A 22,321-nucleotide genomic window follows, 5' to 3' on the forward strand; every position below is an offset into this window, starting at 1 on the left:
CTTTTATCCTCCTCTTGTCCGGTTTTCGGGTGCGTCGCGATATAATGCCGCCTTCCCCCATTTCTCGAGCAGATACGCTTCCACGCATGAAGCGACTTGCGCCTGCGTGTCCGTTACGATAACGGTTCGCGTTCGTTTGTCGGTCTTGAGGCGCTTGAACAGCTCCACGTATTCCTCCCTCAGCCTTGTCAGATAGACAAGCTCGGGGTTCCGCGTTTCGGAATTTCGTCGGATGGACCGGTTCGGGTGAAAAAGCGCCTTCCCTCGCCGCTGAATGCGTTCCCAGCAGACGAAAGGCGGCGGATCGAAGAAAAAGAGAAGATCGGGGGCGCGGACGAGGCGCAGCCACACCCTGCCCGCCAAGCGGCCGGCCCCGTTCGCGATGTCCCGCGTAAAGCCGGTATAGACATATCGGTCGGCGATCACGATTTCATTCCTCCGCAAGCGAGGAAGGATGATGAACGCGTAATCGAGCAAAAAGCCGAACCACTGCAGCAGGCTGTAAACAGCAGGTCCGAGAAGATTCCTGCCCTTCAGCCGATCCGCGAGTTCCCGCAGGAATCCGCGGGAATTCCACTCCACCGCCGAGGCCGCGAAGCCGAGCGCTTTCAGCTCGGAACGGAGCTTCCCGATGCCTTCGCTTTTGCCGGAGCCGCTGATGCCCTCGAAGACGATCAGAACGCCTTTGCCGCGATGAACGCGGTCCGGATGCGGTTCCATTCCCAACCCCCCCCCCGCCCGGTTGCAGATTTTTTATGCCGGAGTCACGGTTCGGAGCCGCTTGGCGTAATCGGCGGCATAATCGGTTCCGTGGCACCTCCCGGCCTCCAATAAACGATCGTGCAGCCGCTCCAGAACCTCTGCGGAGAAGCCGCCGTCCCTCCATTCCTCGTAAGAAATTCCGAAGCCGAGCGATTGCCATAATCTCGCGTTGGCTTTTTCATGCTCTCCGAACGGCTCCAGCATGACCAGCGGAGTCGCGGATGCGAACGAGTCGATCAACGTACCCGCTCCCGGCTTGCCTACGATAGCCATCGTCCGCGAGGTTACGTCGAATAGTTCGTGGCGATCGCCGCGGCATACGAAACAGTCCGCTCTTCCGTCCCGGATCTCGCCAAGAGGAGGGAACGTAAGCGCCTCTTCCGCGTTCCTCCGCCAAGGCGTCCATCCTGGATCTACCATATAGAACCGGTCTCCCTCCGCTCCCCCGCTCCCCTCGCTCCTCTCGTAAGCGACGATGTCGAGCGGGAATCCGCGCTCGCGAAGCTCCGGAATTTTCGTCCGGTACGTCCCCATGCCCCAGCCGCCTCCGTGAACGATCAGCCTTCGTTCCCGCTCGTCCCATGACGGCGGAGAGACGTCCGCCACTGCGACGGGATAATTTAGCCGATTGGAAGCGGCATCGTAGATCCAATTCTCGCGGTACCTGTCCGCGTAATTCGGATCGTAATGCTTCACGCTCGTCCAGGATGGCGGCAGGCCGCAGTCGACGTAGACGATTTCCGCGCGCACGGCCCGGGGAAACACCCGCTCCCGATACCGATCCAGCACGTGAAGCCAATGTCCCGAAAGCGCGATAAACGAGCTGCGCCCTTCTTCCTCCCAACGTTCAAGCAAGTGCCCGACTGCCCGATCGTCCATGCTTTTCGAGAGATCCATCGGCATCCGCGCCGAGAACTGCGCCACTTGGAAGCTCCGATGGCATGACTGCCTGCTCTTCAGCACCTGCTCCTGTTTGTCCTCTGCGATCAGCGTCTCGAACACGCACGCCTCCGCGTCGATGCCGAGACGCTTTAGGCGTTCGGCGATCAATAGCCCGGGCACGTACAGCCCGAGCCCGAAGCCCGAGCACAGTACCGTTACGGTATCCGCAGCCATTGGTGAATCCCCCCTTCCGTCCGAATCGGCTTCAACCGAATTTGGCTTGCACGAAGCGGCGGAAACCCGCGGCTTGGCTTTCGTCGATGCTCAGAATCCGGTTCACGTCGAACAGCCGCGTGAAGAAGTCGAATTCCCAAGTGGACGGCGTTTCGTTCTCGATGGCGTATTGATCGAGATAGCTCAAATCGTCCGGCTTCAACTGTTCCACGATGTCCGCGGGCACGCTTTCTCCGAACATCATCGCGATATAATGGAAGTTATAGTACACGACCTTCTCCAGCCCGTATTTGCGAATGCGTTCGAGCAGCGTCTTCCAATCGATCTCGTCCGCGAATTTGCGGATATACATGTGCAGATCGGCGAATTTGTAGATTTTCAGATCCTTCAGGCTCGTGATCCAGACCATCAGAGTCGCTTCCTTGAACAAATGGCAGCTTAGCTGAATGATATTGTCGGCATGATCGAGCCGATACCCCTTGACGCCGCCGATTTCGACCGGCACCGCCCGCGAAATGAGCTCCTCGGTCGGCACCTTGTACGGGCAATTTCCGCGCCACAGAATATCGTGGTTCACGTCGACTTCGACGAGCGGAGCGAAAAGGTTGTCCGTCCGCAGCAGAAATTCCTGGATTTCGTGCGTCGTCATCTGCTGGACAAGCTTCGCTTTGCGGGTCGCCGGCGTGATCTCCAGCGTATTCTCGTCGAAATGACCCTGCACGTATCCCAACGCCTCCAGCGTCTCGGTCACCTTGTTCACGTCCCCGAGCTGCATCAGGAAGTCCAAATCGTTGAACACCCTCGTTTCGATCGAAGGGTAGACCAGATGGGCCAGCAAATTGCCTTTCAACACGGCCAGCACGACTTTCTCCCGATCCAGCGCTTCCAGCACCTCGACAAGCCTGCGGGAATAGTGGCCGTTGCGTTCCCGGAATACCGCCCATTGCATGTTGATCAGGCGCTTCAGCTCCTGCTCCAGCTTATCGAACAGCCCGTATTTTTTAAGATTGTAGCCGAACATGTTAAGGGAACGGTGCGTAATCATCTGGTAGACGGCTTCTCCCCATTCGAGACGTTCCCCGAGCAGGCTCTCCAGCTTCTCCCTTTGCGGCTCTTCCACTTCCACGGCCGTCAGCAGCACCAGCTGCCGCTCCGGCGACAATTGCTCCCTGTTCATCCCGCCGCCTCCTCTTTGGCTAATAGATTCCGGTATAACTCTTTGACATCGTTTTTGTTGATCTTCCCGATCACGTTGCGGGGAATGGCGTCCACCACATGGATCTCCTTGGGCACCTTGCGGTCTTCCAGCGATGACACGCACCACTTGTAGAGCTCGCGCGCTTCCAAGGCGAAGCCTGGCCTCGCGGTCACGAAAGCGACGATCCGCTGTCCGAGCTTATCGTCCTCCACGCCGAGAACGACCGTTTCCTGCACGGCCGGATGCTTAAGCAGCACCTCTTCGATATCTATGGGATACGCCCGGCTGCCTCCCTGCACGATCATGTCGTCGGTTCGGCTAAGCACGTAGAACAACCCGTCCCCGTCCCGGAAGCCGGCATCCTTCACCCGGATGCCCCATGGCGTCAGCACCTCGGCCGTCAGCTCTTCCGACTTGTAATATCCGTCCATCGCGTACGCGCTGCGGATGTAGATTTCGCCCGTCTCCCCGGTTTCCGTCTCCGTGCCGTCCTCCCGGAGGACGGAGACGGAGCAGCCCGCGATCGGCTTGCCGATGACGCACGTTTTCGTCGTCACGTCCTCATGCTCGCCGAAGGTGACGCGGGCGACCGCCTCGGAAGTTCCGTAAGCGTTGTACACCTTCGCTTGCGGAAGCCGCTTCGCCGTCTCTTGATAGATGTTCAGCGAGTTGACCATCCCTCCGATCAGAACCCGCTTCAGCGAGCTCAGATCGTAATTCGCGAATCCCGGATATTCCAGCGTCTGCAGCAGCATCGTCCTCACGATGTAGAATTGAGTCGCTTTGTAATCCTGAATGGCCTTGAGAAAAATGCCCGGATGAAAAACGTTGTTGAGCAGAATAATCCCCCCGCCCCGGCTGATCGCCATTAAGACGTCTCCGGCGAGCGGACTGGCCTGCGCAAGGGATCTTGGAACAATCGTACGATCCTCGCAGGTAAAGTTCAGATGATCCGCGACGGCGAGAGCATTGCCGACGATCGCCTCGTTCGACAGCACGATGCCTTTCGGCCGGGAAGTGGAGCCCGAAGTGAAGCAGATGCCGAACGTATTCTCTCCGATGCCCGGCAGAGGCCGAGCCGGCTTGCCCGGATAAGCGCGAAGGTCGAAGCTTCCGTCGCTTCCCAATACGAACGCGAACCGCACGTTTAACCGTCCGATATGCGCCTCGATTGCTCCGATCCCTTTGGCGTCCGTAATAAGCAGCTCGACGTCGGTATAATCGAGCAGTTCGATAAGAGCCTCCCCCTTGAATTGATAGGAGAGCGAGACGAAAGCTTTGCGCTGCCGGCTAAGCCCCAGCATGCAAGTAATGAATTCCGAGCAGTTAGGCAAATACGCGCCCGCCATTCGAAAATCCAGTGCGTCGACGATCCGCGCGAATGCCTCGGCTTGCTCGCGAATTTGAGCGTAGGTAAAGCTCCTCTCGTTGTAGACGAGCAACGTACGTTCGCCGTGCCGTTCGCAAGCTTCCTCGAACAACGTCCAAGGCGTCATCTTGTACATGAATATCCCTCCTCGCGTTCCGACTGCGCTTCCAGCTTCTCCGCGATCTCCCGCTCGAGGCCTTCAATCAGGAATAGCTGCCTAGCCATCTCTTCCAGCGCGTCCGGTTTGCGGGAGATGCCGTATTTGAGCGCCAGATTGGCGCAAATGTCCCACCGCATAGCCGACTCCTCCAGCCGTTCGCGCAGCATTTCGAGCAAAGAGGCTGGCAGCATAAAGCCGATCGCCTCGGCGAAGACGAGGAACCGCTTGCGTTGCCGGCTGACCTGCTTCAGATTGCGATTGTACACATGGCGGAACAGGTACACTTCCTTCTCCGCGGAAGACGATCGCGCTCCCGTCTCCGTCACCGCCTCGCGGAAGCGGGCGATGCGTTGCAGGCCGCATGGCTGCCCGAGGACGGTTTCTTCTCCTTTCATTCGCCGGACGCTCACGCGGAATACGTTCCGCAGCTTGTCCGGTTCGACCCGGAATGCGGGATCGGCATCCACTTCCATCCACATGTTCCGTACTTCCCTGGCGAACGGTCCCGTCAGCGGATTGTCGTAGCGGCATATTCCGCTTCTGCCTCGCCGGACTTCCTCCATCGGCAGCGTCCCGTCGAAGTCGCTGCTCGAATGCTTGTACTTGTCGAACAACTCGTATACGTTCGCCTCTTCGTCGTAACCGGTTATGACGACCGCATGCAAGCCGTGCTCCCTCCCGAATGCCCGGTGATAGCTCATTTCGTGAAGGTCGACGGCCACGATATGCGGCTTGCCGGCATCGATCCGCTCTTTCAATCGAAGGTGCGCCGTTTCCGGGTCGTCGGTAAGCAGAAGTCGAATATGCACGCGATCCTTGCAACGGCGGAACCTTTCCGATTCCGCGCCCCTCCGATCGAAAAGAGAGGTGGCGGGCAAATAAGCGAATTCCATGGAAGAGTTCAACTCCTCCTCGGTGAATTCGTTCGAAGCGGAGAAGCGCATCAGGAAATTGATCCCGATGCAGCGCGTTTCTTCGTCATACATTAAGTTCATATAATCGGCCAGAACGATATCGGGGTTGAGGCCGAGATGAGAGAGTGCCGCCCCGTATACGTTGTTGAAGCAATCCGCGGCATGCGGAGAGAAATACCGGGGCACTCCTTCCGCCGAATGCCGGACCTTTCCCTCGCCGGCAAGCTCGGCCCTGCTCATGCCGAAACCGCAAGCTTGCGGCACACGTATTCCGAAATCGATCCGGCCGTGGAGAAGTAGTCGTTCGTCAGGGACGCGCTGTCGAAGGTCATGTCGAAGGCGCATTCGATTTCCACGAGCAGCTCGACAAGCGAGATGGAGTCGATCCCGTAGTTGTCCCGCAAATCCGCGTCCAGCGCAATTTCTTCGCTCGGAACCGTCGCTTTCTCCCTTACCCACTGGCATACTTTTTGTTCAATGATCGATTTATCCATTGTCGGCACCCCTTCCGAATAATTGAAATCGTTGTTATTACTTAAGTCCCCCTATTTGTCAGGGAAACGAAGGCACTTTTTTGGCCTTCGTGCTTCAAGCGCGGCTGCTACGGCTCAACGAAGTAAACGTTATTCGCACATGGCCGAGTCCTAAGCAAATAACAAAACGTTTACTTGTACCGCGCGTTAACGACCTCGATCCGCCCGTCCGTACCGGGATTGATGACGCCCTTGCTCTCGATATACTTGGCGAATACGGTGCTTAGAAGATCGCCTTTGGAGAGCGCCTTAGCCTCCTTGAATTCTTCGTAATTGTCGCCGCCGTTCACCAAATAGTCGTTGATCGCGACCTTGTAGGTTTTGTCCCGGTCGAGCGGACGGCCGTCTTTGGTTACGCTGATGATCCGTTTGCCTGCCGGCTTGGAACCGTCGAACCGGTATTCGAGTCCGGAAACCTGAAGAAATCCGCCGTTGCTGGAGCCGAACGGCCAGGCGCGTACGCCGCGTTCCAGCGCTTCGTAGATTTTGTCGCCCTTGACCTCCACGGTGACGAGCGAATTGACGAACGGCAGCGGCTTCGTCACGTCGTACAGCCTGAGCTGGCCTTCCGGGACGCTTTCGCGGATGGCTCCGCCGTTCAGCAAGGCAATGTCGGCCTTCCCCTGCTCCCTCATGGCGTCGGCAAGCGCGTTGGCTAGATTCGTCTCTTGGCTGCGGACATGGGTTCGGGTGCCGTCCAGCGCCACGGCCGTGCTTCCGACGATCCGTTTGCCGGCTTCCAATGCCAGCGCGTGATACTTATCGGCAACGGCCAGCACCTCTTTATCTTCGAGAGAACGGTCTTTCGTCTGGTGCACCTTCCATGACATGTTCGCTACCTTGCCGCCCCGGAAGTACAGTACCGCTTCGCCGACGTGAGTGCTGTAGGAACCGGCTTCCACGATATAAGAATCTTCGACCCGGTCGGGTTTCTTGTACAGCCAATGATGGTGGCCGCTTAGCACGAGATCGATTCCGGGCACCTCTCGAACCAGCTCTTTGTCCCGGTCGTCGCCCAGATGGGAGACAAGAACGATCGTGTCCACGCCTTCCTTCCGGAGCTTGGCTACGACCTTTTCCGCGATGAGCGTCGGATCTTGATACTCGATTGCCCCCGACTGCTCGAATACGTTCATATTGGATAGAGAATCGGGCACGGTAAGACCGAAAATCCCGATCCTCAATCCGTCGGCTTCCTTGATGAGGTAATCTTGGAAAGCAGGCTCGCCGTTGAAGAACGTATTGGCCGACAAGATCGGAAAGCTCAATTCGGACTTGATCTCCATCAGACGGTCGAAGCCGAAGTCGAAGTCGTGGTTGCCTGCGGCCATAGCATCGAAGCCCATCAGGTTGGCAGCCTCCAATACGCCCTGCGCTTTGTCGATGTTCGCCTCGTTCGTGCCGTGAAACATGTCTCCGCTATCGAGCAGCAGCGCGTCCGGATGCTTCTCCCGAATGCGGTCGACGATGCCTTTCATCAGCGGCATGCCCATCTCGACATTCACTTCATCCAGCGTGTAATAACCGCCGTTGGCTTCGTTATAGACGAGATGGCCGTGGATGTCGGACGTGCTTAGGATCGTGATTCTTTTGTCGTAATAGCCTGCCGCCAGCTTGACTTCGTTGAAGTCGACGAAGCGGTATAGCAAGTAAGACGCCGCTGCGAGCAGCAGGACGGCTAACACGATGAGGTTGCGGTAAGAACGGGTAGAAGTGGCTAGAGCCCGATCGCCCATGATCGATGGTTCCTCCCTTGCCCGGCCGCTCAATAAGCGGAATGGCCTGTGCTTGAGTAATGGCGGACGCCCCGCTTCCAAAGAAGGAATACGAACCCGAACAGAAGCGCCCCGACGACGGGGGTAAGATACAGGTATCCGCTCCACAGGGACGCGTCGTCCTTGCGGAGAAAATATTGGGCCGGGAAATAATTGACGAACGACAGCGGAATAACGAATACGAGCAGCTTTTGAATGAAAACGGGATAGAACGACAGCGGGTATCCGGCTATTCTCCGAGTGTTGAAGAAGATCAGATTCCGCAGACTCTCCGTCTTGACCGCCCAGAAGCTGAAGCAAGCGGACAATAGGAAGATCGCGGCTTGGATCAACGTTCCCCCAAGCAGGACGAGCGCGAAATAGGCGACGTTACCCCAGGTCCAATCGATGCCGACGGAGAAAGCTGTGTTCGAGAACAGCAGCACGCCGACGATGCCGTGCCCCAGCGTGGCCGAGAAATCGATGCGCGCCGCGACGATCTGAAACATCAGGCCGAGCGGGCGGGTGAGCAACCTGTCGAATTCTCCCGAGTGAACCATGTTGTCGAAATCGCGGATTCCCGCGAACAGAAAGACGAAAAGGCTGTACGAAAGAAAAAGGAAGCTGTAGAGGAACAGCATCTCGTGCAGCTCCCATCCCCGGATATGCAGGAACCGAAGCAAGATCAGCCACATGACGACGACTCCGACCATTTCCCTGCAAAAGATCGCTAGCGTGATCAAACTGCGGTTCAGCTTGTACTCCAACGTCAGCTTCAGGTTCATGTTCGAATATTTGAAGAACAGAACGAGTAGTTCCTTCCACGAATGCCAGATCACTTTCATCCCCCCTGCAGCACGAGTTTGCGCGTTGCCGCTTTCCACAGGACGTGCCCGGCCGCAGCCAGACCGACGACCCACAAAGCCTGCCGCATCATGCTCGTCAATATCTCGTTCTCCGGTACCATCCCAAGATAAATCTGAATCGGCGTCGAGTAGATGGCGGCGAACGGAGTCAGCTCGATCGTCCGCTGCCAGCTTTCCGGCATGAACCAGAGCGGGATCAGGGCGCCGGACAGGATCATGACGGCGGTATCCTTGATCGTAACGAGGCTAAACGTCCAGTAAAACCAGAACGAGCTAACCCACACGAGGAAATTCAAATGATAGAGAACAAGATATCCGAGCGCCGCGCTCGCCAAAAAATAGAAAAAATAGAGCAGCGAAAACGGCGGAAGCAGTTGAAAAAGGAACAGAGAAACAACCAATGCCGGCAGCAGTTGCATAACGAACCGGAAAACGAGCGTACCTACGGTGAAGGAGAACAAATAGAGGCGGAAATGGACGGGCTTCAGCAAATCCGCGGCGATCGAACCGGTCCGCACCTTCACTTCCACGATATACTCATCCATCACATACAGCGTCTGCAGCAGGAAGGAGAGTACCACGTACGTCGCCATCATTTTGAATTGAACGCCCTCAAGCGCTCCGTCTTCCTCGTAGATTGCCTTCCAGATCGCGATGTTGACGAAAATCATGACGATGGCGTTGATGACGCCGGCGTAATATTCCGAGCGATAGACGACATTGTTCTGAAAAGCCTTCTTAGCAAACGCCAGATAAGCTCGGCTCAAGACGGATCCCCCCGAGGTAAATTTGCCGGATGATGCTCTCGATTTCCGGCTCCTTCACGGTCAAGTCGACGATGGCGTAGCGCTGGGACAGCCGGTTGATCAGCTGCGACACCGGAATATCATCCTTGAGGAACTTCAACCATTTGCGGTTGTCCTTTTCCTCGACCACTTCGATTCCGGGCATCGGAGCCAGCTCGGTTCTCTCGGCGAACTCCACCTCCAGAATCCGGTCCCGCCCATACACACGCTTGATTTCCTCGACCGTACCGTCGTACAGCTTGGCGCCTTGGTCGATAATGATCATCCGGCGGCAAGTCATCTCAATGTCGTCCATGTCGTGGGTCGTAAACAGCATCGTCGTGTCTTTTTCCCTATTGACCTGAACGATGAACTGCCGGATTCGTTCTTTCGCGACGACATCGAGCCCGATCGTCGGTTCGTCGAAGAAGATGACTTCGGGATCGTGCAGCAGCGCGGCGGCGATATCCGCCCGCATTTTCTGGCCGAGGCTGAGCTGCCGAACCGGAGTCTGGATGAATTCTTGAAGGCCAAGCATATCTCCGAACATATCCATATTGCGTCTGTAGGCCGTCTCCGGAATCTTGTAAATATGCTTCAGGAGCTCGAAGGTATCGATGACCGGCAAATCCCACCACAGTTGGGTACGCTGGCCGAACACGGCCCCGATACGCCGGGCGTTGCGCTTGCGGTCCTTGTAAGGCGACAATCCGCCGACCGTAACGGTGCCCGAGGTCGGCACGAGAATACCGGTCAGCATTTTCACCGTCGTGGACTTTCCCGCTCCGTTCGGACCGATGAATCCGACCATTTCTCCCTTGCCGATGGAGAAGCTGATCGAATCGACCGCGCGCTTGACCTGGTGTTCGGGCATGAGCAGTCCTCGGACCGCCCCAAGCAAACCTTTGCGGCGAACGTTCAGCTTATACTCCTTAACGAGTCCGCTGACTTCAATCCCATTCATTCGGCAGACCTCCTAAGTTTGATAATGCTCCAGCTTCCTTCGCACGATTTCGTTCAGCTTGTTCATCGTGTTCAGACGGTCCAAGAGAAGGTCTTCGTCGTGAAACACGATATCGAATCTCTCCTCCAGATGGACGACAATTTCCATGCAATTGAGCGAATCCAGGCCGATCGTGCCGAGAGGGGCGTCTCCCGACATCTTTCTCAAGCTCTCGGGCTCCATCCGAAACACCGTCCCGACGATATCCGCGATTTCCCCATAAATCTCCAACCGTTTCACTCCTTTTGCGGAATTTTATAAGAATTGGGGGATGACTTAACGGTACAACAACTTGAATGACCGACCCAGATGCCCCTCGTCATGAAATAGCTTTACTCGCGGCACCTTTTGCGGACGAAAAAAAAGGACAAGCGGCCAATAAAGTTGTCCGTTTGTCCTTTTGGAACGGTCGCGGCGGCTAGCGCTTATGCGACGATATGGTTGCGAATGGCATAGACCACGAGCTCGATGCGGGTTTTCAGATTCAGCTTCTTGAGAATGGCGGATATCGCGTTCTTGACCGTTCCCTCGGAAATGTAGAGACTTCGGGCGATTTCGCGGTTTTCTTTGCCTTCCGTCACCTGTTGAACGATTTCGATCTCTCTTGGCGTAAGGGAGGACTCCAGGGACTTCCGGGAAGCGGATAACGTTATTCCTGCCGTTCCGATGATTCGCGAGAAACTGATAAAGGCTTCCCGGTGAATGACGCTTAACCCGAGAACGGTGCTTTTGACGGTCATTACAAGCTCCTGAGCGTTGATGCTTTTCAGCAAATAACCGTCGGCCCGCCTTGGATGGCTTGCAGGATGTGCCCTTCGTCCTTTCCGTCCGACAATACGATAACTTTCGTCTGCTGGGATTCCGCGCGAATAAAGGCGATGCCGTCAATGTCCCCGCAGATGGCAAGTTCGGCATCCAGCAGAATGGCATCCGGGCGGAATTGCCCGCATAACCGGGAAGCTTCCTGCACGGAAGAAGCGCATCCGACGACCCGTATACCGGAATCCGACTCCAGGATAAGCTTCATCCCTTCGCATACGATTCTGCGATTGTCCGCTGCAACTACATGGATCATGAATTCCCTCCTTTATGCTTTGAATGCCTGCGCGTCACGTATCACCTCTTTTGCTCGCTAAAATTTGAAAATAATCGGAAAACGTTTTCAACTACCCCCATTATAGACCAAATTTCTGGCTGCTTCTTGTGCCATTCGGCATTATTCTATAGCCGCAATTGTCGTATAGTGTCAGTGAAGGCTCAGACCTCCCGCGCGGGTACGTACGGAAAGGACTGTCCCGTAAACAAAATTTCAGCCTCGTAAGGCAACATGCTCGCTTTCTCATAAATAGGAAAGATGGCGGCATCAGGATGGTAATCCTTCTGCCGCCATCTTGCGTTGCGGGTGGGCAAGCGAAAGCCGTCCGATCTCTACGCTTACCCTTGGCAAGCCAATTTCCGAAGCGTCGATTGTTCGGAAGAATAAGGGTTCCTGTGTCCGATAAAGTTCATTTGCATCCTATAATTCACAAATAACGGCCTGTGTGTCCGTTCGCATTTCTCCTAGTCGAAGAGTAGCCTCTACAGGCTGCCCGCAAGCCGCTTATGAGACAGCCCCGTGTATCTACTCACCGCTTCGCGGATATTGGATTGGGACTGATGAAGTAAAACGGTACGTCCCCGAACCGACGGCGTAACGAACATATCCCGCTTCGGATTCCATGATCCTAATATCCGGAATTTGTTCGACCGGAATCCCATTCTCGCGAATCTCGGCACCTTCCGCAGCAGGAACGCATATCACCGCTCTAAGGTTAGGCGGTAGCGTTGCCATAAGCTCGACCCCGCCCGCATCGGTTCTCTTCCAAGCGATCTCGACCGCGCCTTGCGGCATCAGATGGCTCGCTTCCGTCCATTGAATTCCCTTGGCCAGGAACGGTTTAATGACGAGATCCGCGCCTTTCGGCGTTTGCCCATTGTAATCGCGAACGATCCCCGCCAAATGACGGTAAAACCATTCTTCCACGTGTCCGAGCATGAAATGATTTTGCGATTTGCCCGACGTCGGTCCATCCCAATGCTCCGTCAGAGCGGTTGCGCCATGTACGATCTGATAGCCGTAGCTGGGATCCTCCGTCTGATTGAGCATATCGGCAATCACGTCCGAACGCCCTCCCTCGGCCAATGCCGTCAGCAGCAGCCGGTGTCCCACGTCCCCGCTCGTCGTATGGTAACCTCTTGCGACCACGTCCGCGCATAGATGATCAATGACATCCGGCACATGTGCGGGATCGGTCATCCCAAGCGCCACCGGAGTCGAATTCGAAGTTTGGCTGCCTGATCCGTATTGTCGAGCGGACTGGTCGAAGAACCGTTCGTGAAACGCTTGGTTCGTTTCCTCCGCCAATTCCTTATACTTGCTTGCTTCACCCGGCTTGCCCAGCAAGATCGATACCTCGCTCATGATCTTCAACACATAGTAATAGTAGCCGGTCGCCGTAATCGGTATCGGAGTATTCTGGGCATGCGGGGGATTCGGGCCGACATCTGCCCAATCCCCCAAGCCGTGGCTAACGATTCCGTTATGGGATCGATTCGTTAAGTAAGCAGCGTAACGGGCCATTCCTTCGTAATGCTCTTCCAGAATCTTTGCATCGCCTTCCCAATGATAGAGGTACCATGGTATAAGCACGTAGGCGCAGCCCCATTCGGGCGAATCCAGGAACCCTTCCTCGAACACCGCGTATTCCGGGGAAATGCTCGGTATTAGCCCATCCGCCAATTGGGAATCCGCCATATCCCTTACGGCTTTGCGGAACAAGTTAGCCAACCCGTAATTATACATAACTGAAGGTCCCATCAGATGAGTTTCCTCCAACCAGCCAAGCTTCTCCCGGTGCGGACAATCGGTAAATACGCTCTTCACGTTGCTGATAATTGCCCAATTGATGATTTGATGAATGCTATTCCACATCGGATTGGAGCAAGAGAATTGACCGATCGTCGGAGCATCCGGGTAGATCAGTTGCCCCTCCAAAGACTCGACGACGGGCTTTCCGGTCTCCCCCGGCTGCTCTTGATCCGACAACGACAGTTCCCAAGGAACAGCCCCTTCTATTTGCACGTAACGGAATCCCGTATAAGTAAACTTAGGCGTCCAACTTTCTTTTTGCTCCCCTTTCGTCGTATAGACGAAATAGTTCCAAGCCGCATCCTTCTGCTGAAGCTCTTGCCATACGCGGCCATCCTCGCCCAGCAGTTCCGCCGGGGTAACGACGATCCTTCGACCTGCGGAAGCGCCGCTAATCGAGAGCTTAAACCAACCGGAGAAATTTTGTCCGAGATCCGCCACGAAAATGCCCGGAGAAGGCTCCGTCCATTTGATCGGCCGGAATACTCCTCTTACTTTGTTAGGAGGATTCATCTCTCTCCTTAACGTTCCGCCCGGCGCGGACACGACGGCTGCGGGAGTCCAACTTCCGTCCTCCTCGTAACCGGCCTGGTCCCAGCTTCCCTTCTCCTTCCGCGCATCGTAATCCTCGCCGCCGAAGTAACAAGAATAGACGATAGGGCCTTGTGCAACCTTCCAACTCTCGTCGCTGCCCAGCCATTCGGTCGTGCCATCCGAGTATGTGAACGCCAACTGAATGATCGCTTTCAGATCGTCTTGTTGGACTCGCTTCGGCAGATAGTCTCTCTGCAAGGCGTTCTTCATATAACGTCCCGGCTCTTCGTTCACGTTGTAGAAGCCGTTCCCAAGCATAATCCCGACCGCATTATTTCCTGCGCGGAGATGAGGCGTAATGTCGTGAACGGCGTACAAGCAGGTTTTCCCGTAGTTCGTCCAACCCGGCTCCAGCACGTGATCCCCGACTTTGGCTCCGTTCATTCGCAGTTCGAAATTTCCCAATCCGCTTACGTAAGCCCGAGCCCGAACAACCTCCCGGTCCAGCGCGAACTCGCGTCTCAAGAGCGGCAGCGGTTTGGAATTCGAATACTGTTCGCCGGAAGACCATTGGGCTAGGACATCCGGATTTACTCCGATCCATTGCGCTCTCCAGTCCTTCTCTTCTAACAGACCCATCTCCCACCATGACACTTCACTGCTCGAAATAACCCCCACTTCATCCCAGGCTTGTACTCTCCAGTAGTATGGATGGGTCGAGACGAGTTCAGGACCCTCGTATTCGATGTTCGCTTGACTACGCGATTGTACGATTCCGCTGTCCCATACATTCCCTCTATTCGAAAGTAGAGACTGCGGGTCATCCGAAACCTGAATCCGGTAAGCGCTTTGGAATTGGCCGCGCTGCGCGGTAGCGGTAACGGCAAAACTCCATGCGAACCTTGGCTTGCCGCAATCGATTCCGAGCGGGTGGCTATGATTTTCGACGATAAGCTCCATGAATTGCAGCATTAAAACGTGTCCCCCTCATAGATTCGTCAATATTATCACCACTTCGCGGATAACGGATCAGGACAGCGGGAATCAACCAGCTTCGTTCTAATCTTCACGTAACATCCGCAATAGCGGCAAGTCGTTCCGCCTTGCAGCGCCTGGCATTGCTCGCAATGCCCCATCCTCGCCGCGGCTTCCTCGTCCGATACGAAAGGAACGCTTCCCCCTTTCGACATCCGTTCCAGAAACCTTTCAATCTGGCTCTCTTCGATATGGACGGTTTCCCGGCAGCCTTTGCAGGGGGCCGGTCGATCTTGCGGCCGTACCGATCGGCTAAGCTCCTTCATTGTTCCAAAGTAATGACGGCGACGGACGCCGGCGGCAAGCGGAAGCTCAGCGTTCCATCCGCGAGAACGATTCCTTCCAAGACAACGGGCTTGATCGTCTCCGGCGAATCGAAAGTATTGTGCGCATCCAGCCTTTCTGCCGACAGCAGCCGGCCCGACGCCGTAACCGCTTCGAAACCGGTGATGTCCGTACGGAATTCCGCGCCGTCCTTATGGCTCAAATTACAGACCGAAAGATGTACCTTGCCTTGGGCGTCCTTGGAGGCCGAAACGCTTAATTGCGGAATTTCCTCGTCCCCGAACTTGTACGCCGGGCTATCGAATGCAACCGGCAACCATTCGGCGTCCTGGTGAACCTTGTACATTTCGAATACGTGGTAGGTAGGCGTCAGAAGCATGCGCGAGCCTTCGGTCAGAATCATCGCCTGCAGCACGTTAACGACTTGAGCGATATTCGTCATCCTTACCCGCTCGCAATGCCGATGGAACAGATTCAGGTTAATTCCGGCGACTAACGCATCGCGCATCGTATTTTGCTGGTACAGGAATCCCGGGTTCGTTCCGGGCTCGACGTTATACCACGTGCCCCATTCGTCGACGATCAACGCGACCTTCTTGTCGGGATCGTACCGATCCATAATGGCGGAATGCTTGACGATCAACTCTTCCATATGAAGAGTCCTTTTAAGCGTGACGAACCACTCTTGATCGCTGAACCCTACGGCTTCGCCTTTATCTTTCCAATCTCCCGTCTGCAACGTGTAATAGTGCATGCTGAGCCCGTCCATATAAGCTCCCGCTTCGCGCATCAACACTTCGGTCCAACGATAGTTATCCTCGTTCGGTCCGCAAGCGATTTTGTAAATTCGATTGCCGGAATAATTTCTGACGTAAGTCGCGTAACGCCGATATTCATCCGCGTAATACTCTGGTCGCATATTCCCGCCGCAGCTCCAATTCTCGTTGCCTACCCCGAAATAGGTCACTTTCCAAGGCTCCTCGCGACCGTTGCGTTTACGCCAATCCGCCATGGGCGACGTACCGTCGAAAGTCATGTATTCCACCCATTGTTGCATCTCTTGCACGGTTCCGCTGCCCAAATTTCCGCTAATGTAAGGCTCGGCCCCGATCAATTCGCACAACCGGAGAAATTCGTGAGTACCGAAGTGGTTGTTCTCCTCCACGCCGCCCCAATTGTTATTGATCATGCGAGGACGTTCATGAGCAGGCCCTACTCCGTCCTTCCAATGATACTCGTCCGCGAAACAACCGCCCGGCCAACGAAGCACCGGAACCGAAGCCTGTTTCAGCGCCTCGATGACATCGTTCCGAATGCCGTCCGTGTTCGGGATCGGGGAATCCTCTCCAACCCAGATTCCTTCGTAAATGCACCGGCCTAAGTGTTCAGAAAATTGTCCGTACAGATTGCGGCTAATCGTCCCTTTCGGAGCATCGGCTTGAATCGTCAGCTTGATCATTGAATCCATTCCCCTCGATTGTGTTCTTTTATACAGGAAAACCCACAGGAAACTGATCCTGTGGGCCTACCGAATTACTTGAGCGTTGCCAAGTAAGCCGTCGTTTGTTTCTCCATTTCCTCTTTGATCTTGTCGATTCCGGCGGCTTGGAGCTTGTCCGTCAGTTGAGCGTAAGCTTCGTCGACGTTTTTGACCGCGCCGATGAAGAGCGGGTTGCCGTATTGCGTCGATACGTTGGCAACGCTCGCGATTTGCGATTTCACGCTCTCCGAGTTAAAGGTGAATCCGGCATAGAGCAGCGGCTTCAGTTTCTCGCCCACGGAATTGATATGATCGACGTACGATTGCGGCCAGTTGGCCAGCGGCTTGAACAGATCCTTGTTGACGAACCAGAATCCGCTGGAATCGGTCGGGAACGTATTGTTATCGGGCGTTACGCCTTCGGGCAGGGCAATTTTTCCGTCCGCGTTGATGACATAGTTTTTGCCTTCGATTCCGAAAGAAACGAGGTATACGATCTCTGGATCCTGCATGATCAAATCCATGGCTTGAAGCGCGCGCTCCGGATTTTTGGAGTTCGCCGCGACCGCTAAGCCGTTGTTTAACCAAGTGTTCTGCGGCGCATGTCCTTGCGGAGAAGTCGACGTAACGATTTCAACCTCGATCCCCTTGGACGCGCACAGCTCGGTCATCGCCGCAACGTCCAGCGAGTTGCCGAAAGCGACGCCCGATTTGCCTTCGCAGAAATTATCCTTGGAACGGGTTTTGTTCGCATACGGGTTTTTGTTTACGTATCCTTTATCATACCATTCTTTCATGATGTTGGAAGCGTATTTGGAAGCGCTCAAGAATGGTTCTTCAACGGTCGTGAACACTTTGCCGGAAGGATCCTCATAATCGTAAGCGATCCCTTGAGCCATCGGGTTACCCGAGTCGAGCGGCTGGGTGTAGGCGATCTTCTCGTTCGTCAAGAAAAGGTGAGGAGTCGGTAGATCGTATTGATTGTCCAAATTCAATGGAATCATATTCGGCTCGTTCTGCTTGATCGCTTCGAGGTATGGCCCGATTTCGGAAAACTTCGCGAATGCGGGAACGCCGTATTTCTCGCGCAGATCTTTGCGGATGACCGCTACGTTGGCTTTACGGTCCGGAGTAGCCGTCGGAACCATGTAAGGAACTCCGTTGATTTCCGCGGCTTTAAGCGCTTCCGGTTTCAGCTTTGCCATATGCTGCGGCATGTATTTGTTCAACTCGTCTTGCTTCAACGGGTAGAACGCGCCTTTGTTCGCTTCTTGAACGTAGAAGTTCCAATCCGCCGTGAAGATAATGTCTACGTCTTCGCCGGATGCGAGCACGAGCGGATATTTGGACTGGACGTCGCCCCAGCCGATATAGTTCAAGTCGATCGTGGCGTTGATTTTTTCTTTCATCTTTATATTGACTTGCTCCATCACCTCGGGCATGCCTTTCGGCGCATCCCCTAGCAGGTACATGCTAAGCTTTACTTCTTTGGAATTGTCGATCCCGTCCGAACTCGCGCCGGCCGTCGGATTTGCTGACGAACCGTTCGATTCCGCGGCCTCGTTGTTCCCGTTGTTGCCGCCGCATGCGGCCAATACGAGCGAGAACAGCAGAAGCATCGCAACGGCATAACTGAACTTATTTCTCACTTTCAATTCCTCCCCTTAATAGACCAGATGTCTGAACCTCTATATAAATCCGCTTTCACGGACTCATATCCTTCGAACCAAGCCGGTGGCCGGAAGCCGATTACCCTTTAACCGCGCCGATCGTCACTCCCGATACGAAATACTTCTGGACGAAAGGAAACAGGGCAAGAATCGGGCCGGTCGCGATGACCGTCATGGCCAGCTTGAACGTCTCTTTCGGCTGCTCCATGGCGCCGGCGTATTGAGCCATCGCTGCCGACATATTCACCGAGGAGATCATCTTGTACAGCATGTACTGGAGCGGAATCAGATGATCCTTGCTGACGAACATCATCGCCGTCCACCAGTCGTTCCAGTAAGCGAGCGCGGTGAACAATCCGATGGACGCCAGCGCGGGCTTGGACAACGGCAGCACCATCTGGAAGAAAATCCGATATTCGCCGGCGCCGTCGATTTTGGCGGATTCGATGAGCGGCTCCGGAATCGACCCGCGAATGAAGCTGCGGAGGATCAGGATGTACATGACGTTAAACATAGGCAACAAGACGAGAACGGGCAGCGTGTTCTTAAGATCCAAATATTTCGTGATCAAGATGTAGAACGGAGCCAATCCTCCGTTGAACAACGTGGTGAAGAAGAGATAGAAAGCCAAGGCGTTCCGGTATTTGACCTCTTTGCGATAGAGAACGTAAGCGGCCATCGTCGAGACGAACAGCCCGATCGCCGTTCCCACGACGGTAATGATGATCGATACGCGATAAGCGGAAATCACCTCGGCCGGATAGCGGAAGATAAACGCGTAAGCGTCCCATGAAAAATCCCTCGGCCAGAACCAGTAGCCGTATTTCAGCACGGCGCTCTCCGAGGAAAGCGACCCGGCGATCAGCACGATAAAAGGAATGACCGTAATGATAGCCATACCGCCGATGATCAAATAAGCTAAAGCGGTAAACCCCGGAGCTTTATTCAATTTGTTAATACCCATGATTCATTCACCTGCTTGTCTATGGAGTGCGATTTAGAAGAGCGCTTGATCTTTGTCGTAACGTCGGACAAGGTAGTTCGCGGATAGAATAATAATGAGAGTCAACACCGACTGGTAGAAACCAACCGAAGATGCCATGCCGAAATCCTGAGTCCCGACTAACGATCTGAAAACCAAAGTGTCAATAATATCCGTCGCATCCATCAACATGCCGTTGTTGCCGATCAATTGGTAGAACATATCGAATTCCCCGCGCATGATCCTTCCCAAACCTAGCAAAATCAAGATAATCATCGTAGGCTTCAGCAGAGGAATCGTAATTCGCGTGATTTTCTGCCATCTGCTCGCTCCGTCGATCGTCGCGGCTTCGTATACTTCCTGGTCGATGCCTACGATCGCCGCCAAATACAGGATGCTGCCGTACCCGACCCACTTCCATACGTACAGCAGCGGAAGAATGAGAAACCAAACGGAAGGCGACGAATAAATATCGATCGCATCCAAATTCAATTTTCTAAGGATAACGTTGACGATTCCGTATTCGTAGTTCAAGAAGTTGTAGACGAACGCCGATACGGTAACCCACGAAATAAAATAAGGCAGGAACAAAAAAGTCTGGGAAACGCGTTTGAAAAACTTGTTGTACACTTCCGATAAGAATATCGCCGTCATAACCGAAAATAACGTGTAGGCGCCCAGAAAAACGACATTGTACATAATCGTGTTTTTCGTGACGAGCCAAGCTTTGCCCGATCGGAAAAAATATTCGAAATTATCGAAGCCGTTCCACGGGCTCCCGAATATTCCTCCCCTATAGTTAAAGTCTTTGAAAGCCATCACGATTCCCGCCATAGGCGCGTAAGCGAAAATTAGAAAGTAAACCGCGATAGGTAAAAACATCGTGTACAGCGGCCAGTTTTTGCGAAGTTCTCTTATCATTCCATCACCATCCGGGAGTTTCTCTCTGCAGTGTCTTCATTTTAGTACGATCGCGGAGGGACACCTACCGGATAAAGTTACGATTTCCTTTGAAAACCTTCGTAGCCTATATGAATGTTCCTTAAGTCCGATTTTCAGCACCGAGAAGGTTGGATGAAGCTCGGGACTGAGGCGCGGAGCGTAGGCGAAACCTACGTGAGCACCGGAAGGCCCGGCTGAATTCAAGATTCGATGTCGTATCCGCTTCTTGAAACCCTTCGTGATCAAAATTGGACCTCCGGCAGCCTGATCGTGACGACCGTGCCTTGTCCTACTTCGCTCACGTAAGTTAAGCCGTACGAAGCGCCGAAGAACAGCTCGATCCTCTCCTGAATGTTCCGTACCCCGAAGCCTCCGGTTCCTTTGCTGCTCTTGCCGGTCATCGCGTTCGCGAGCTGTTTCTCGTCCATGCCGACGCCGTCATCCTCGACTTGGACGTATATGTCTCCTTTGTCCTTCCAGGCTTTGATTTTGATCGTTCCTTCTTCCGAATCCTTCTCCCGAATGCCGTGCAGAATCGAATTTTCGATCAACGGCTGAAGCATGATCTTCGGAACCTCGCAGTTCAACAGCTCTTCCGGCACCTCGCGCTCAAGCGCGATTCCGCCTCCGAATCGCATGTTCTGGATGCGCACGTACGCTTCCACATGCTTAAGCTCGCTGTCGAGATAAACCCGTTCCCGTCCGTTGGATAAGCTCAATTTATAGAAAACCGCCAATTCGTCCACGACGGTCGAAATATCGCGCTCTCCCGATTCGATGGCCATGACGTTAATGAGATCGAGCGTGTTGTATAAGAAGTGAGGATTGATTTGCGCCTGCAAAGCTTTTAATTCTTTGTTTTTGACTTCTCTGCCGAGCTGGTAGGTTTCGTCCATCAGCTTGGAGACGTTGTTTACCATGTCGTTGAAGCTTAAGGTAAGCTCGCCGATCTCGTCCCTGTTCGCGGGAAGCTGAATCGGATAAAAGCTGCCTCCCTTCACCTTCGCCATGTTCCGCGTCAGCTGTCGTATGCGCTTCGTAGACGAGCCGGCCACTATGAACGACAAAGGCAGCGTAAACGGAATGATCAGAAGGAAGATCGCGATCAATTGGTTCCTCGCTTGATACGTCGTCGCTAAAATATCCGATTCGGGGACGATGACGACCAATCTCATCGCCGACCCGAAGATCGGACTTGCTCCGACAAGAAGAGATCGCCCCTCGTACACGACGTGGTTGTCCCAGGTCGTATCGAGCGCGATCAGCTCCGGGTGGGCATCCAGCATAGCTTCGACGTCCTGATGTCCGAATTGGACCGATGTGGTCGTGCTAAGCAAATCCCCTTGATCGTTCAATAGAAACACCGACGTATTCGGCGTAAAGGTCGTATGGTTAAGCACGCTCTGCATCGCCGATTGCGAGAGTTGCGCGCGTACGATGCCCGAGGACTTGGCCAGACTGTGCTCCTCGGGAATTTTGCGAAGAACGGAGATCGTCCCCGCGCCCGCGTCCGGTTCGAAGTAAGAGGACGGGAACCACCCGAAAGTCGCTTTGGACGTCGCATACCGGATGAACCATTGTTCGTTTTCGACGTTTTCAAGCTTCAGATAATCATCGTTCCCGGCTTCTCCGGCAAGACCCGCTTTCATATATAGCTGCATCATCTCTATGTCCTGATTGTAGCGAAATTGGTGCAGCACTTTAGCGACCCGGTTCGCGTCCGTCCCCCATAAGTTAACGTCGGTATAAGGTTCAGGGTTGGCGGCCGCTTCCTGAATGACGTCGTTAAACGCGATAAAATTAAGCACCTCATGGATAGATACCGCTTTGTATTCCAAATAAGCTTTCGTCTCTTCCATGACCTTATGCGCGGAGACGGTAGCCTGTTGCTTGCTTTCCTTGGCCGTCATGCTCAAGTGGATGGATAATAGAAGCGCGAACGGAACCGAAACGACAAAAAGGAATACCGCGAACAGCTTGTAACGGATGCTCAGATCGGACCAACGTTTTGTCCATGCCCTCATA

General features: G+C 54.4%; 20 protein-coding genes. All 20 read right to left on the minus strand.

Features of this window, described 5'->3' with window-relative positions:
- Positions 1–3 precede the first annotated feature (3 nt).
- Entirely contained in the window at positions 4–720 is a 717-nt protein-coding gene (locus FPL14_RS06975; RefSeq protein ID WP_182302330.1) for a dTMP kinase, read from the minus strand.
- A gap of 33 nt (positions 721–753) precedes the next feature.
- Complete coding sequence (locus tag FPL14_RS06980) at positions 754–1,878, minus strand: UDP-glucuronosyltransferase (protein WP_182302331.1); 1,125 nt, start codon at positions 1,876–1,878, stop codon at positions 754–756.
- Between the two features lie 31 nt (positions 1,879–1,909).
- Positions 1,910–3,055, minus strand: a complete 1,146-nt coding sequence (locus FPL14_RS06985; RefSeq protein WP_182302332.1) for a nucleotidyltransferase domain-containing protein — start codon at positions 3,053–3,055, stop codon at positions 1,910–1,912.
- Positions 3,052–4,581, minus strand: coding sequence for a class I adenylate-forming enzyme family protein (locus FPL14_RS06990; RefSeq protein ID WP_220471218.1), 1,530 nt, complete (start codon positions 4,579–4,581; stop codon positions 3,052–3,054). The genes FPL14_RS06985 and FPL14_RS06990 overlap by 4 nt, the downstream gene beginning before the upstream one ends.
- A complete protein-coding gene (locus FPL14_RS06995) occupies positions 4,569–5,759 on the minus strand; it encodes a BtrH N-terminal domain-containing protein (RefSeq protein ID WP_182302333.1) in 1,191 nt (396 codons plus the stop codon). Before FPL14_RS06995 ends, FPL14_RS06990 begins: the two co-directional genes overlap by 13 nt.
- Positions 5,756–6,013, minus strand: coding sequence for an acyl carrier protein (locus FPL14_RS07000; RefSeq protein WP_182302334.1), 258 nt, complete (start codon positions 6,011–6,013; stop codon positions 5,756–5,758). Before FPL14_RS07000 ends, FPL14_RS06995 begins: the two co-directional genes overlap by 4 nt.
- Positions 6,014–6,183: 170 nt before the next feature.
- Positions 6,184–7,788 carry a bifunctional metallophosphatase/5'-nucleotidase gene (locus tag FPL14_RS07005; protein ID WP_182302335.1) on the minus strand — a complete coding sequence of 535 codons (1,605 nt, stop codon included), beginning with the start codon at positions 7,786–7,788 and terminating at the stop codon, positions 6,184–6,186.
- Between the two features lie 29 nt (positions 7,789–7,817).
- On the minus strand, positions 7,818–8,645 hold the full coding sequence (locus FPL14_RS07010) for an ABC transporter permease (RefSeq protein ID WP_220471219.1): 828 nt from the start codon (positions 8,643–8,645) through the stop codon (positions 7,818–7,820).
- A gap of 2 nt (positions 8,646–8,647) precedes the next feature.
- Positions 8,648–9,439 (minus strand): ABC transporter permease, encoded by a 792-nt coding sequence (locus tag FPL14_RS07015; protein WP_220471220.1) that lies wholly within the window; start codon positions 9,437–9,439, stop codon positions 8,648–8,650.
- Positions 9,411–10,421, minus strand: coding sequence for an ABC transporter ATP-binding protein (locus tag FPL14_RS07020; RefSeq protein ID WP_182302337.1), 1,011 nt, complete (start codon positions 10,419–10,421; stop codon positions 9,411–9,413). The genes FPL14_RS07015 and FPL14_RS07020 overlap by 29 nt, the downstream gene beginning before the upstream one ends.
- A 12-nt stretch (positions 10,422–10,433) precedes the next feature.
- Positions 10,434–10,691 (minus strand): acyl carrier protein, encoded by a 258-nt coding sequence (locus tag FPL14_RS07025; protein WP_182302338.1) that lies wholly within the window; start codon positions 10,689–10,691, stop codon positions 10,434–10,436.
- Between the two features lie 194 nt (positions 10,692–10,885).
- Complete coding sequence (locus tag FPL14_RS07030) at positions 10,886–11,233, minus strand: response regulator transcription factor (RefSeq protein ID WP_182302339.1); 348 nt, start codon at positions 11,231–11,233, stop codon at positions 10,886–10,888.
- Positions 11,227–11,535, minus strand: a complete 309-nt coding sequence (locus tag FPL14_RS07035) for a response regulator (RefSeq protein WP_182302340.1) — start codon at positions 11,533–11,535, stop codon at positions 11,227–11,229. The genes FPL14_RS07030 and FPL14_RS07035 overlap by 7 nt, the downstream gene beginning before the upstream one ends.
- 546 nt (positions 11,536–12,081) lie before the next feature.
- Complete coding sequence (locus FPL14_RS07040; RefSeq protein ID WP_182302341.1) at positions 12,082–14,874, minus strand: alpha-L-rhamnosidase; 2,793 nt, start codon at positions 14,872–14,874, stop codon at positions 12,082–12,084.
- A gap of 35 nt (positions 14,875–14,909) precedes the next feature.
- Positions 14,910–15,092, minus strand: a complete 183-nt coding sequence (locus tag FPL14_RS07045) for a hypothetical protein (protein WP_182302342.1) — start codon at positions 15,090–15,092, stop codon at positions 14,910–14,912.
- Positions 15,093–15,199: 107 nt separating this feature from the next.
- Entirely contained in the window at positions 15,200–16,681 is a 1,482-nt protein-coding gene (locus FPL14_RS07050; protein ID WP_229263817.1) for an alpha-N-arabinofuranosidase, read from the minus strand.
- Between the two features lie 74 nt (positions 16,682–16,755).
- Positions 16,756–18,351 carry an ABC transporter substrate-binding protein gene (locus tag FPL14_RS07055; protein ID WP_229263818.1) on the minus strand — a complete coding sequence of 532 codons (1,596 nt, stop codon included), beginning with the start codon at positions 18,349–18,351 and terminating at the stop codon, positions 16,756–16,758.
- Positions 18,352–18,451: 100 nt separating this feature from the next.
- Positions 18,452–19,336 carry a carbohydrate ABC transporter permease gene (locus FPL14_RS07060; RefSeq protein WP_182302344.1) on the minus strand — a complete coding sequence of 295 codons (885 nt, stop codon included), beginning with the start codon at positions 19,334–19,336 and terminating at the stop codon, positions 18,452–18,454.
- A gap of 33 nt (positions 19,337–19,369) precedes the next feature.
- Positions 19,370–20,275 carry an ABC transporter permease gene (locus FPL14_RS07065; RefSeq protein WP_182302345.1) on the minus strand — a complete coding sequence of 302 codons (906 nt, stop codon included), beginning with the start codon at positions 20,273–20,275 and terminating at the stop codon, positions 19,370–19,372.
- A 263-nt stretch (positions 20,276–20,538) separates the two neighbouring features.
- Entirely contained in the window at positions 20,539–22,320 is a 1,782-nt protein-coding gene (locus tag FPL14_RS07070; RefSeq protein WP_182302346.1) for a cache domain-containing sensor histidine kinase, read from the minus strand.
- Between the last annotated feature and the right edge of the window lies 1 nt (position 22,321).

The sequence above is a fragment of the Cohnella cholangitidis genome (genome assembly GCF_014107495.1).
Classification (GTDB): Bacteria; Bacillota; Bacilli; order Paenibacillales; family Paenibacillaceae; genus Cohnella; species Cohnella cholangitidis.